Below are 14225 nucleotides of genomic sequence, written 5' to 3'. Positions count from 1 at the left end.
CTTTTTCAACCTCAATTTTAACGTTTAATTGGATAGGTTCATGTAAGGGGTGTCAATATTTTTGTACCTTTATGCCTATAGAATATCTTAATAAAATAGAAGTTAAATCTTGCTTGTGAAGTACTGTTCTCAAGAGGTAGAAATTTCCGTAATTTTATATTGAGAAGTGTTATACATGAATATCAATCAAAATACATAAAGTCATGCAATCTTTTTTTAAAATGGGCTATTTAAAAGTTAGTGCCTTTCTTTTAGCTATTAGTTTTTTTGCGTCTTGTAGCAATGTGCCAGATACGGTAGAGAGCTTACCCGCAACTACACAGTTTGTAACCGTTTTGAATATTCCAGCTATAGCTGAAAAAGGAAACTTTGATGAAGTAAAAGAATTCAAATCTTTTAAGATGGCTTCTAGTGAGCTTAAAACAGAGAGTAAAGAATTAGCAGAATTGTTTGATGGGTTTATGGATGACCCAGCAAGTAGCGGTATTAAGCTAAACTCTGATGCTTTTGTATGCTTAATAAATGAAACTGCCTCAGAAAAGTATATGGGACTTTTACTAGCATTGAATGATGGTGATAACTTTAAGGAGTTTTTAAAGAAAGTATTTAAAGCAGCTGACCAAAATTATGATTTAGGAGTATCTAAAGAATACGGTTTTAATACCGTTTGGATTGCAGATGAAGCTTTAGTGGCGTGGGATGATCATAAGGCTATTTTTTTGAGCGGACTAACCTACCGAGCAAAACGTAACCTAGAGTTTACCATGAATGAACTTTTTGAAGGTAACGAAGGCGGTTTGGTAGCCAATGATAGTTTTAATGAGTTTTATAGCAATAAAGAAGATGTTAGTATGTGGTATTCGGGCGATTTAATTGCTGAGGCTATGAGTATGAATCCGCGTGCTGCAAGTTTGCCTTTAGATAAGTTAGAAGGAAGCTATTTATATACATACCTTAATTTTGAGGAAGGGGAAATATCTGTAACAGCTAAGTTTAAGCCAAGTGAAGAACTTATAGAAGAATTGGGTACAGATGGTTCTCAAGTTGCTAGTTTTAATAAAGATTTGGTGAAATACTTACCTAAAAAGTCGTTAATAGCAATGAGTGGTGCAGCTGATATGCCTTTATTTGCTGAGGCGGTGAAAGGAAACCCTAGTTATGACATGATGACTGGAATGGTAGAAGGTCAATTAGGGATATCCTTAGATGAATTATACAGAAGTTTTGGAGGTAGTTTTGTGATAACCTTATCTGATTTTACAGTGATTGAGGTACCTTACTATCCTGGAAGTATGGAGATGGAGGAAAAGCCACTGCCTGAGGTAAATCTTGTCTTAGATATTACAAATAAAGATTTGGTACCTATGTTGCTAAAGAAGTTTCCGCCAGAAATGATTTCTAACAATGGAAGTTATTATGAGATTAGATTAGATAGTAGTTATAAGTGTTATTTAAACTATAACAGTGATGCTGTACTGGTAACCACAAGTTTAGACGCAGCGAAGGCTTTTGGTAAAGGAGGTTTAGATGCTAACTTAGGAGATACTGTAGTAGGAGAACAAATAAGTGAAAATCCGTTCTACATGTATCTAGATTTAGATTTTTCACGTTATCCACAAGAAATGGTAGAGTCTTCAAGTGTAACAAATAATCCTGTGGCTGCTGGGTACATCAAAACCTGGAATGAGTTTGCTGATGGTGTAGAGGTTAAGTATCAAGGTGATTTTACGGTTCAGGGTACTTTCCGTCTGAAAGATGAAAATAACAATAGCTTGTTTGCTATTTTTAAATTGATGGACACTATGGTTCAAGACTTATAATCAATCTGGTAGCTCTTGAATATTCAATTACAACATATTAAGCCTTTATATATGTCGGAAACCGAAGTACAGGTTTCTGACATATTTTTAAAGGAGGAAGTGCTTTTTGAAAAAGGACAACAATACTTGGTAGTGGCACATTCGGGTCATGGGAAAACATCTATTTTAAATATTATTTACGGTAGTAATACTGCCTACCAGGGTGCTGTTAATTATGTAACCACCCCACCATTAAAAAGTCCGTTTGAGGTTCGTAAATCGCATTTAAGTTACGTATTTCAAGATTTTAAATTGTTTACAGATTTAAGCTTGTTTGAAAACATTTGGTTAAAGAATGTACTCACACACCATAAAACCAAAGCAGAGATAGAGGAGCTTATAGATAAGGTGCAGTTATTGCATAAAAAAGATGCACTGGTAAAGAATTTATCTTTAGGGCAGCGCCAACGTGTAGCTATTGTTAGAGCACTTTGTCAGCCTTTTGATTTTATATTACTGGATGAACCATTTAGTCATTTAGATACTGAAAATATTCACTTAGTTGCCAACCTTATTACAGATGAATTAAAAGCAAATAATGCAGGATTGATTCACACCTCTTTAGATGGGGATACATTTTTTAATTACGATAAAGTTTTAAGTCTGTAGCCTATGCTTTATAAATTACAGCGCAAAACCTTAGTGCCCGTGCAAATTATAGGGTATTTAATAACCCTATTTATTGGGGTGAGCATTCTTATAGCTACCCTTCAGTTTTTTGTAGATGTACGCTCGTTATTGTCTGAGCAAACCGATGTGTTTAGCAAAAAGTCGGTCATTGTTAGCAAGCAAGTATCGTTATTTAAAACGTTCAATAAAGACGGGGTGTATTTTGATGCAGAAGAGATTGAAGAATTACGTAGTCAGCCTTTTGTAGAAGAGGTGTCAACGTTTACCAATGCAGGGTTTGAGGTAAGTGCTTTTACAGATAAGAGTGGCAACGTACCTATGTTTTATACCGATCTGTTTTTTGAAAGCGTACCAGATGCTTATTTAGATGTAACTACGGATGATTGGAAGTGGGAGCCCGATTCAGACTTTATACCTATTATTATACCAGAAAATTATTTAAATCTTTACAATTTTGGTTTTGCAGAAAGCCAAGGCTTACCGGTGTTATCTAAAAACACTATCACCAAAATTCAGTTTAATATTCAAATTGCCGGAAATGGTAAGCGTAAAGTGTTTAAAAGTAATATCGTAGGTTTTTCTGATAAGATTAATTCTATTTTGGTGCCTATGGATTTTTTAACATGGGCTAATGCTAACTATAGCGACACAGAGAAGCGTAAGGTTAGTAGGTTGTTAGTTGATTTTAAAGATCCATCAGATAAAGCCATATTGCAGTTTTTTAATGCACATAACTATAATATAAACAAGCAAGATTTAGAGTTTACAAAGGTTATTTTCTTTTTTAAAACAGGCTTGTTATTTGTGTTGTTAGTGGCTGTAATTATAATAGTGCTTTCAGTAGCATTTATTCTAATGAGTAAGAATCTTATTTTACAGAAGAATGCAACTACCATACTTAATTTATATTACATAGGGTATAGCCCAAAACAGATTGGTAAGTTTTACCAAATGCTTACCGCTGGTGTTACTTTTGTAGCCATAGTATTAGCATTGATTTGCTGTACATTAGTGCGCGGTTATTATTTAGATAAGTTTTCTAATATGTTTGAGGCAACTAATAACCCTAATTATATAGTGCCTATAGGTGTTTTTATTTTACTAGTATTGGTAGGGTTGTATTATGTATTACTAGCCAGAAGTATTAAAAAATTAGTAGTTCCTAAAAGCTAAATTTATCAGCAGCTTACCAGTTGTTTTCTGGTGGATTGTGCATATACCAATACTCAATAATATACTCCTGATAGGTTAGGAATATGCTTAGTGCTCCAATAATTAGTACGAACCCAATAATTGTGGGTACAAGCCATTTATAGATGCGGTAGTAATTGGTGTTTTCTAAAATATTGTAGAAATCACCTTGACGACGGTATACTATGTTTAAGATTTCGCCATTAACAGGATGGCCTTTTTTAGCATAATCCATTTCATCTATAACGTCAACCCCTTGTTGGTTGGTAAACTTTACTATAGGTGTAAATTCCAATTTGGTTTGAGGATAAGCTGCATCTCTACTATTTACTTGAACCCTAGCTATTTTAAAATCTATTACCTCGGCAGTTGTAGCAGTTCCTTTATAAAAAATAACAAGGTGTATATACATGGTATACAAGCCCAATATAAGTAAAGGGATACCAAAAAGAGTAAGCAGGCATATAAATACAATATAGTCTTTCAGTAATAATAGTGGTAGTAAGCTATAGTAGGTCATTATATTTATTGGTTTAGTCAGCTTTTAATTTGGTATAAGGCTGTGTATCATCTATAAAATAAATGGCATCGCAAACCTCAGATACTTCCATTTCTGCATACGAGTGACCTAGCATTCTACAATCTAACTGATGTTCGCCAGTGTATAAATGTAAAGTGTTTAAAGGGTTTAAACTCATAAAATAACTTGCTTTCCCTGGAGTTTTTAATTGCATAGCTTCAAATTCAATAGAGCCTTGTTTAGGAGGTTTTACTTTAGAGTTAAAAAGAAGATTAGTTTTTTTACCTTCTAAAGAACTATAAGCTATAAAAAAGTAAGCCTCAGGGAAATCTCGTTTCAGTAGTTTTCCAAAGGTTATTCGATTGTTTTTTTGAAAGTAATGTGTCTGAATTGCCTTTGGCTCTTTAAGGTAATGAGTGGAAGAACCCCATAAAACCATTTTACCAAGTGGGTGTAAGAACTTTACATTCTTTGCCATTTCAAAATCCCTATCATTGTTTTTATCGGCTGAATTAGAATTGTGTAACCTATTGGCTTCTGCTATAATATTAATAAGCGTTTGTTTTAAAACTAAGGTTTTAAAGTCATCCGATTTTCTACTTTCAACATGGTATAAAAGTTTTTCGGTTTCAGTAATAATAATTTGTTTTTCGGTATCATCAATCTTTCTTGAATAAAAGCTACTTTCTATTAGGGTTCCTAAGGTTTCGTAGTATAAGGGTAAATTATCTTCTAAAATATTGTCTAAAGAATTAATTTCTTCGGTAAGAAAGTCTTTAAGGTGTGCTAATGTATTGTTTCCTGTAAACTTAGATTCTACACCAATAATCATAATCGAATCTTGTTTGGAATTGCAGACTTTTACCCAATCCATTAGTTGGTTTAATTCTTGGCAAGGAAATATTCCATACATGCCATCGTATATATGTTTAGAAGCACCATCTTTTAAAAATTGAGTATAGCCATAATACATTTCAAACAAATTAGATTCAAAGGCTATTACTGAAAAGTGCTTTTCTGAGTGTAGCGCTTTAATTAATTCTATACGCTGGGTGGTTATAGTACCTTCTAAATGGGTAGGGTCTCCTAAGGCAAGAATGCTAACCTTATCACTTAAGGCTTGTGCTACTGCTTTAGTATCTTGAGCTTTAGCGCTATTAAAATAAAAGAAGAGGGGAATAAGTGTTATAAATTTTACCATGAGGGTGTTTTGTGTAATTGCTTGGTGCAACTACTTAAATAGTAATTAGTTTATAATAATGATTAGTCTAGTTCTTTGGTTATCTGGTCGTCAAATTTAAAATTGAATAATACCCATTTGTTTTCTGCTTTATAATACTGAAAGATGAATCTGAGAGGTTGACGCTGATATTTTGCTGCATACGTATAGGTTTTAAAAAAGGTACCTATGTTTTTTTCTTTTAATTTTTCATAACCAACGTATTTTCCAAAAAGAGGAATGCTTTGTTGTAGCTGTTCTTTTAGATTGGTAACAGCATCTTTGTTCTTGGTCATATAAGGGTTGGTGCCAAAAAGATAGTCCAAAGCCTCGGACGGCGACTTTTTATATTTTTCAAAAAATACTTTTGTAAGTTCTTCAGGGCTCGTTTGCGCAGTACTTATATAAGCAGTAGATAACAAACAAAGGATGAGTAAAATCTTTTTCATAGAGGTTAAATTAAGTGTTGTTAAGGTATTGAAAATATACGTGGTTCATAGTTATACGTAAGAAAGCTCTCTTTTGTTACAAAGAGAGCTTTCAGTATTTGTAGTGGGAAAAGCTAATTACTGTATATCATCAAAGTTTTAGTGGCCGGTAAGCACAAATAAAACTGGTGTTACTTAAATATTAATAGGGGAATTGTGTTTAATATGGTAGTGGTATGAAGATATTGAATTATAATGGTAAAACCTAAAAATTAACATTTAAAATGTTGTTTTACAGTGTGTTGTGGTGTTTTGTAATAAAATAACATCTTTTTGTTAGATTTATGGTTGCTATCTGTTAAGTACTTAATTTTGTTTGCCGAATTGGTAATTAATGGGGCTCTTTTATGTAGGTTAAATAATTTTATGTTATTTATATTTGTAGATGTATATTTCTTACATTCATCTATTAGATTTATGGTGTTTGACATTTATTTTATGCTGTAAATAGTTTACTTTTAGTAATAGGTAAGAGCAAGTGTGTGTTACTAAACATCACTACTATGGAAGCTACTATTGCTAAATTACAAACTATTGCTCATGGTTTTAAACCAATTGAAGGAGCAGCAAAAAGGATTTTTGAATGCAAAACTACCGATGATTGTTTTGCATATGCATATGGTTTTTTAAAATATAATAGTTATCAAATACGCTGCTTAGGTGTTTTTATTTTGGGCAAAATTGCTGCTAAAAATCCTAGGGCATTACAAATATTACAATTAGAGGTAAGTAACGACCCTAGTTGGCAAGTACAAGAAACTTTGGCTAAAGCATTTGATCAATATTGTAAAGATGTTGGTTATGAGAATGCGCTACCAACTATAAAAGATTGGTTACAGGATACCAACCCAAATGTATGTAGAGCTGCAACAGAAGGATTACGTATCTGGACAGGCAGATCTTATTTTGCACAGCATCCTGAAGTGGCTATTCAGTTACTTAGTAGCCAAAAAAATAATGATAGTGCTTATGTGCGTAAATCTGTTGGAAACGCATTAAGAGATATAAACAAAAAATACCCCCAAGCAATAGCTACGGAAATTAGTAGCTGGAACATAGATACCCCAAACACACGGTTTACGTATAATTACGTAACGAAGGATGCACGAAAGAAAAAAGCCATCGCCTAATTTAGGGGAGGGGGAATTGTTGCTATGTGATATTTTAAATTTTGTAAAATGACCGTTTGTAAAACCATAAAGTTGTTGCAGAGGGTCATTTTGTTTTTTGAGGTATTAAGCTATCATCAAGATTAAATATTTCTAGGGTTTGTTTACTAAGGTTATTATTGGTTGTTCTTGTTAGTTATTAAAATGAGTATGAAGCCAATTATTTGTATTAGAAAGATGATGCCTATTGTAAAGAAGAAAATGTATATTGTTACTTCTAAATATGAGTATAAGAACTTAGGGAAACAATTATAGTACCCACAAATTTCTACAAAGTTTAAAACCGATAAAATAAAAAATAGTCCGAAGAGTCCAAAATAGTAATTCTTAGGTCTTAGCGATAGATAGTATAACGGTAAACTAAAAAATAATACTAAACTTACTATCATAAAATTTTCTGCCCCTCCGGAAAAATGTTTAAAGCTGTGTAGTATTAAAAAAAATAGTAACAAACCAAATAAAATTAGGTTTGCTACTATGAAATATGATTTTAATTTTTCAGTTTTCACTGTTTGTTATTTTAAAACGTATACTTACATGCTATATTGCCTTTTGAATAGGTATGTATAGGTCTACAATACATTTTTGTTCAGGATGTGTTCTAAAATCGTTATGGTAAATTTCAAAAGGATTGGCATCTGCTTTCTTATAGCCTTTCTCATTCATCCAGATAAATAAGCTGCTCCATGCTTTTTCAAATTCTGCTAAGGTAATGGTAAAGCATCCTTTAATGTATTTGTTAGCGGGTAACGTAGTAGTAGCAACAGCTCCTTCTGTTTTAGTATTTTTAGGAACCTTGATACCTGCACTTATGCGTACTTTATCTGGGTCGGTAACTTTAAAACTATCATGATATACAGTTATCATTTTAGTTTCTGGTTGTTGCATCAACTCTCTTGGGGTGGCCCAATGTATTAATTGTTGGTACGCCTCTTTAACCTTGGTGTGGCCAATAGCGGTTACGTAAGCAATTTGTAACTCGGGCAATTCTACGGTAGTGATGTGTGCATTCATGTCTATCCAGTTTTTAAGTTCTTGAATACTCCAAAGGTATCTTTCAAATAAAAAATTGGGTTGACCATTCTTGCTTTTCGGTTGGCGAATCTTGCTAAATTTTCCTGGTAGTTCTACTCTAAAAGTAGAAGGACTCACTCCATAGAATTTTTTAAAAGCGCGGGTAAATGATGAATTACTACTAAAGCCATATTGTAGCGCCAATTCTGTTATAGCAATATCGGGCTTGTGCATTAAATCTGCTGCAGCTTTTTCTAGGCGTCTTCTATTGATATAAACTGTAAGAGGCTCGCCAGTAATCACCTTAAAAATACGATGGAAATGATAAGGTGAGTATATGGCAATTTCTGCTACAACCTCTAAGGTTAATGCGGTGTTTAAATGTGTATCTATATATTTAAATACTGCATTCATTCTGTTTTGGTATTCGGTAGTAAGGTGTTGTAAGTTTGCCATAAGGGCTAATATACAACTATATTTTAGGCAATAAAGTACCTTAAGAATACACTCTTGGGTTGCTCAAGCATAATGATATTTTACTTCTTAATTTCTGCTAATGGTGGTTTCTGCCAATAATAAGGCATTAATAGTTTCTATTCTTATGGGTTTGGCTATAAAGCCTTTTACCAATGGGTATGCCGCTGCCTTTTCTCTATCAGCTGGGTCACAACTTGCCGAAAGCATATAAATAGGAATTTTAAAATTGGGGTGTGTTCTATGTAAGTTATCAATAAACTCCCAACCGTTCATTAAAGGCATATTAATGTCTATTAATAAGAATTCTGGTTTTTGTTTAAGGTAATCTTTCTCAAACCACTTTAAGGCATTCATGGCATCTGTAAAACTAACAAGTTTAATGTCTTTGTTAAAGATAGCCAACGTCTTTTTCAACAACAATACCGTTAAGGTAGAGTCTTCTACTATGCATATATTCATATCTCTTTCCATCATTTTTTGAAATATATTTTAAATGTTGAACCTACGCCTTCTTCACTTTCAAATACACATTTACCTTTTAAAGCTTCAAGCTGATTTTTAACAATAAACAAGCCAATACCTCTATCAGATAGATTTTTGTGAAACGTTTTGTACATACCAAATAGTTTATTGGAAGGTGCCTGTTGTTTCATGCCTAAACCGTTGTCTTTAATAGCTATTACTTCATAATCATCTAATTCGGTATGTGAAATTTCTAGTTTTAAGCTACAATCAGGGTTTCTAAACTTAATTGCATTATCTATGATATTACCAAATATGTTTATTACATATTCAGGAATATGGATAATAGACACTTGATCTGGTATGGTGTTTACTATCTGTGCTTTAATAGTTGCTATTTCTTCAGATTTATTGTTTAAAGCAATATTAAAATGTTCAAGAATATTTACTTCGGTTACATCTTCTTGGTTATGAGAATAACTGTTAATAGCCTTGTTTAAATCATCCATGGTTTGCGATAACCCCTTTGAGGTGGCATTCAGCATTGGAAAATAATAGTTACTAACATCTTTTGGAAATTCTCTCTTTACCAAATCTATTATCATGGATAAATTGCTAGAATGTGATCTCAGGTTGTGAGATATGATATAAGCAAAATCTAGCAGTCGTTGATTTTGATCTGTTACCAAGTATAAAAGATTCTTTATTTTATCTTCTGTTTGATAGATGTCTGTTAAATCGGTTAATTGAATTACAAACATTAACGGAATCATATCTTCATCTCTTATGATAGAAATGGTTAATTTGACTCTTATTCTTTGTCCTAATCTATTAATGTATTGCTTTTCTCCTTGATATTGAGAAATAGTTCCCATTAAAAATTTAGCTAATACCGTTTCAAGTTCTTCTAAATCTTCGGTGGGTACAAAATCTATTAAAGGCTTGTTTACTAATTCTTCTTCAGTATATCCTAGCATTGCACTTAGAACAGGGTTGGCTTTTATAAACCTTCCTCCAATGGTAACCATAGCAATACCTTCTGTAGCATTTTTAAAACTGCTGTCTAGGGTGTATGACTGCAGGTTTAAATTCATTTTTTCGCGGGTCTCTTGGTCAACGTCTTTATAAAGAAATTGAATTCCAAGACAAATATCCTTAGTATATTCAGGTACGCCTACTAAATGAATCCATTTTTTAGCTCCACTATCTGTAACAATTTCTAGAATACTATCAAATCTGCTTTGTTTTGTGAGTGCTCCTTGTCTAACTGTTTCTATATATTTTTTAGCAGAACTAGTACTGTACATTCTCATTAAATCAATAAATGAGAATCTGTTTTTTAGTGTTTCATGTATTTTACATGAAACAGTATCAAAGTACATTACTTTGGTTTCGTTATTAAAATAGGCCTGACCTATTTCTGCTATTTCTAAGGTGTGTTGTAATTTTGTACAATTCTGAATCGCTTCCATAATCCTCCTCTTTTCATACAAATGAACGATAAAATTGACTCTTTTATCGTGATTTCATACGATGAGGATGAATCCGTAGATGAATGGAAGATATTTAAAGATAAAGCGAAAAGAGCCTTTCGGTAATTAAAGGCTCAGAGTATAAAAAGAGATAGGTGACTAGATTATTCACCTATTCCTTTCTGATAGATTTGAATTTCGTAAGATGATGGTGACAAAAAGGTAATAGTGAATGATCGGCCAACTGAGTTTGTGTTTTCCATCATTTCAACGTGAATTTTTTGATCTTGCGTATATTCAAAATTAAACTCAGGTTGGTTTAAAATGAATGGATCTTTATTTGTAAGGGTGGTAGACTCAGTATCACTCCAAGGCATCACTAAATCATTGTTATACCAAATACTATTAATTGTTAAGTTATTTTCATTGGTGTAATCTAAACTATTGGCTTCGTATGAAATGGTATCATAAACAATTTCTGGTTGCATAGAAATAGGCTGTCCATCATCATCTGTCTCCGTATTACATGATAAAGTGGTTAAAGAAATAACAAATGCGATTAAAAGTAGTGATAAAGATTTCATAGACGTGTATTTATTGGTATTTGCTAAATTTTATATTTCGTATAAAAATGTTCCCGACTTGGTACATTAAGATTTTTCTATAGATGAAAATAAGAATGTTTAAATAAAAAAGCTATTTTTTTATAAAAAAATTACTGTTAAAATTATGTGTTTTATTTAAATTGCTTGTAAGTATTTGGGTGATTTTTATGAATTTATCAAAATGCATAAAAAGAGTAATTTTTGAATAAGCTCTTAGAAGGTTTTTTCCTTGTTTTTTAATTTAAAAATAATTCATTTACAAGGCTTATAGGGCTTGTTTTAAGTAGATTACTTAATTTACATGAATTAGTTTTTGAACTTTGTTTTTCTTAAATCCGCCGGCATTGCCCCACGGCGGATTTTTAAATTTTAATTTGTGGGTACTGTAGTTTACATTTTTACGGTATAATGAATCTGATTACTTGTTAAGAGAGCCTTTTCTAAATTGTAAAAGTTTTTGTTATTCTTTAGGGAATAGCGTATTCTATAAACGCTTAAAAATTCTAATATTATTTATTAGTGTAAGTTTCTAAAGTTGTTTTTAGCGCAACTACTTCTGCCTTATTAGCATAGTTTTTTAAAAGTTGGTTAACTTGGTTGGTGGCTTCTTCGCAGTTTCTTTTATTATTTTTACACATTTTCACATAAGTTCTAGCAATACGGTAGTTAACCTTGTATGCGTTCGGAAAAATAACTTTAGCCAATGTGTATTCTACCAAGGCGTTGTGTAGCTGTTTTTTATTGGCCATTTTATCTCCCTTTTCTAAATGCTGATTGAATATCTTCTTTTTGCGGTAAAGGGCAATCAGTTCATTCTCTTTATGTGTAATATGTTGTTTATAAGTATTTCGGGTGGTGTTTTTTTGGTGCATCTCATCAATGCCTGTAATCTGCGAAACAAAAATAATAACCCCAACCATAAACATCATTGCCAAGAGCATGGTTACTTTAGGTTTTAAATTAGTCTCTTCTAATTTGGCAAACTCTAATAGTTCTTTTAGCTCTTGCGGAGATAGTTTTTTAATATCACCATGTAATGCTAAAGGAGCAGGTATAGGCGTAGTTGTGTACTTACTACTATATAGCGATTTAATGTGTTGGGTGATATTAAATTTACTGTTTTTCATGACAGTTTTAAAGGGCTAAAATTCAGTTTTTTTCAATTGAAATTTTCAAACTCCGTTAAAGTTATAAAAAAAACTCCTACAATTCTAAACCAATTTGTGATATGTTTTAAGGCTTTTCTGTAGTTTCTATAACTTCTGGTTCTGCAGAAACTTCTATAGTTTCAGGTGTTTCCTCTTTTTTAATAGCCTCTTCTTGTGCTGCTTTTTCAGCTGCAATTTTTTCAGCTTCGGCTTTAGCTGCCGCTGCCTCTTCCATAGCTGTTATTTGTTTTTGGCATTCTGCTACGCATAAATCACATTGTGCATAGTTTTCCATAACTTCTTGGTAAAAAGCCAATTCTTTTTCAGCTTCCGGAGCTCCTGTAAGTTTTTCAAATAAAGCAGCCTCATAGGTTTTTAGAAGTGCCCTGTAGCGTATATAACTCTTTTTGTTTTCGTAGCTTTCTTGGGTTACGCTAGCTAATATTTCATCAAAATATTTTAGGGTGCTTATTTGGTTGTATAGGGCTTCGCTACTAGTTTCTTTACCTTCTAAAGGGTTTAATAAGGCAGTTAGTAGTTGATGGCTTTTAGCAAGGTTGTCAATGTACTTGTTTTCTTCATAGAAATTGTTCAGTTGTCTATCTATTTCATTGTATCGGTTGGCTACAAGTGCGTATCGATCATCTTTATTTTCTTCTTCAGAAATATAATTGTAACGCTTATGCTCTTCCGCTACATTTTGCTTGTATAAATAGCTTTCTTCGATAGTTTCTATTAATAAAGAAGCTTTTAAGCTTTCATTAGTAGAGTGTATATTTTTAAGGTAATTATCTAAGTTTTTTTGAATGTTATAAGCGTTTGCAAAATTTCTTACATAATGCTTAAACATTGGTTGTTCTCCTTCAGAAAAGGTCAAATATTCCTCCGCAATTTTAGTTTGATAAGCATCGGTAAACGCAGGTTCTTCAGAATTAATTTTAGGCATAAAACGAGTTTCCACAACCAAAATCATAGGATAAGTATGGTTTTTAACAGCATTTTGAAAACTCTCCGGACCAGGGAAATCTTTATTGTCAATTCCTTTAAAAAATTTAGACTTACCTCGGTTATGGTCAAAAGACCAATGTACGCGGTATAAGCGTACCCCAGTTACTACCTCTCTATAGTCAGGGTCTTTGTTATATTCTATCAGGTTTATTAAAAAACTATGCTCTTGGGTAATGGTATTGCCATTGGTGCCCTTATTTTTGTCAGCATCAGAAAGTGTTCCTAATTCATCTAAACCGCTGCTTACTCGGCCTTGGAAACAGGTTAGCAATTCAGAAGCACCAAAAGGATTCCCTAACATTAATTGCGATGCCGATTTTGCTATATCTGTGGTAATGGTAACTAACTCTTTCCAAAATCCGCTAGACTCTCTGCTAAGCATGGCTTTAACCTTAAACTTACCGTTTAGGTTGGCACGCATATTATTGGTGTTTATATTGTCTAATAACTTCCCATCGTAGTTTTCAAATTTCTTTACACTTGCTGGGTTTTTAACGTCAAATAAAAATAGAGGTACACTAATACTATCACTTTCTGGTAGTGCAAAATCTACTTCCATGTATAAGTATTGTAATTGGTCGTCTTTACTTAATCCTGCCTTTTTAGCCAACTTACGGTTAAAGTTAACCATATTAAAAAGCTCTAAGTACTTGTTCTTGTTAAGTAGGAATAGGTATGAAGAAACTCTGTTATGATTTTCCGGAACTTCTATTCTATGTTCTTTTGGAGGCCAACTCTCTAATTCTGTAGAAGTTAGAAAGCCTTTTTGGGCTTGTAGATAAAATGTAAGTAAACAACATAGTAGGGAAAATAGCAAGTTATTCTTCATAATATGAATCAGTTAACAACTGTAATTTTGTAATAATAGTGTATTCATTTGGGCCCTGAAAAATACAAATAAAAGTTGATTGTCAAAATTTACTGATTATCAATACGGAAGAATTAACATTTTTGCATTTTTGA

13 protein-coding genes are annotated in these 14225 nt (G+C 32.6%); 4 read left to right on the top strand and 9 right to left on the bottom strand.

What is annotated here, in order from left to right; translation table 11 throughout:
• Window positions 1-203: 203 nt before the first annotated feature.
• From Y10_RS00935 to Y10_RS00925, 3 genes are read left to right on the top strand one after another with little or no spacing between them, the layout of a single operon-like run.
• Window positions 204-1820: a DUF4836 family protein gene (locus Y10_RS00935; protein ID WP_281763481.1), complete on the top strand. Its 1617-nt coding sequence runs from the start codon at window positions 204-206 to the stop codon at window positions 1818-1820.
• A gap of 51 nt (window positions 1821-1871) precedes the next feature.
• Complete coding sequence (locus Y10_RS00930) at window positions 1872-2468, top strand: ABC transporter ATP-binding protein (RefSeq protein ID WP_281763480.1); 597 nt, start codon at window positions 1872-1874, stop codon at window positions 2466-2468.
• A gap of 3 nt (window positions 2469-2471) precedes the next feature.
• A complete protein-coding gene (locus Y10_RS00925; RefSeq protein ID WP_281763479.1) occupies window positions 2472-3662 on the top strand; it encodes an FtsX-like permease family protein in 1191 nt (396 codons plus the stop codon).
• 13 nt (window positions 3663-3675) lie between these two features.
• Here Y10_RS00925 and Y10_RS00920 read toward each other — a convergent pair whose 3' ends face one another.
• From Y10_RS00920 to Y10_RS00910, 3 genes are all read right to left on the bottom strand, one after another.
• On the bottom strand, window positions 3676-4200 hold the full coding sequence (locus tag Y10_RS00920) for a hypothetical protein (RefSeq protein ID WP_281763478.1): 525 nt from the start codon (window positions 4198-4200) through the stop codon (window positions 3676-3678).
• Window positions 4201-4213: 13 nt separating this feature from the next.
• Entirely contained in the window at window positions 4214-5401 is a 1188-nt protein-coding gene (locus Y10_RS00915) for an erythromycin esterase family protein (protein WP_281763477.1), read from the bottom strand.
• A gap of 62 nt (window positions 5402-5463) precedes the next feature.
• On the bottom strand, window positions 5464-5868 hold the full coding sequence (locus Y10_RS00910) for a hypothetical protein (RefSeq protein ID WP_281763476.1): 405 nt from the start codon (window positions 5866-5868) through the stop codon (window positions 5464-5466).
• A gap of 542 nt (window positions 5869-6410) precedes the next feature.
• Between Y10_RS00910 and Y10_RS00905 the strand changes: the two genes are divergently transcribed.
• A complete protein-coding gene (locus tag Y10_RS00905) occupies window positions 6411-7037 on the top strand; it encodes a HEAT repeat domain-containing protein (protein ID WP_281763475.1) in 627 nt (208 codons plus the stop codon).
• Between the two features lie 579 nt (window positions 7038-7616).
• On the opposite strand, the gene Y10_RS00900 is transcribed toward Y10_RS00905, so the two are convergent.
• The 6 genes from Y10_RS00900 to Y10_RS00875 all read right to left on the bottom strand — a co-directional run bounded on the left by Y10_RS00900 (window position 7617) and on the right by Y10_RS00875 (window position 14091).
• Window positions 7617-8546 (bottom strand): AraC family transcriptional regulator, encoded by a 930-nt coding sequence (locus Y10_RS00900; RefSeq protein ID WP_281763474.1) that lies wholly within the window; start codon window positions 8544-8546, stop codon window positions 7617-7619.
• A gap of 87 nt (window positions 8547-8633) precedes the next feature.
• Window positions 8634-9041, bottom strand: coding sequence for a response regulator (locus tag Y10_RS00895; protein ID WP_281763473.1), 408 nt, complete (start codon window positions 9039-9041; stop codon window positions 8634-8636).
• A complete protein-coding gene (locus Y10_RS00890; RefSeq protein WP_281763472.1) occupies window positions 9038-10501 on the bottom strand; it encodes a sensor histidine kinase in 1464 nt (487 codons plus the stop codon). Before Y10_RS00890 ends, Y10_RS00895 begins: the two co-directional genes overlap by 4 nt.
• Window positions 10502-10665: 164 nt before the next feature.
• Window positions 10666-11085 carry a hypothetical protein gene (locus Y10_RS00885; RefSeq protein ID WP_281763471.1) on the bottom strand — a complete coding sequence of 140 codons (420 nt, stop codon included), beginning with the start codon at window positions 11083-11085 and terminating at the stop codon, window positions 10666-10668.
• A 530-nt stretch (window positions 11086-11615) separates the two neighbouring features.
• On the bottom strand, window positions 11616-12233 hold the full coding sequence (locus tag Y10_RS00880) for a hypothetical protein (RefSeq protein WP_281763470.1): 618 nt from the start codon (window positions 12231-12233) through the stop codon (window positions 11616-11618).
• 106 nt (window positions 12234-12339) lie between these two features.
• Complete coding sequence (locus tag Y10_RS00875; protein WP_281763469.1) at window positions 12340-14091, bottom strand: hypothetical protein; 1752 nt, start codon at window positions 14089-14091, stop codon at window positions 12340-12342.
• Window positions 14092-14225: the final 134 nt, after the last annotated feature.

This window comes from Neptunitalea lumnitzerae (genome assembly GCF_027924185.1).
GTDB classification, from domain to species: Bacteria; Bacteroidota; Bacteroidia; order Flavobacteriales; family Flavobacteriaceae; genus Neptunitalea; species Neptunitalea lumnitzerae.
This window is presented reverse-complemented; position numbering and strand designations above follow the sequence as displayed.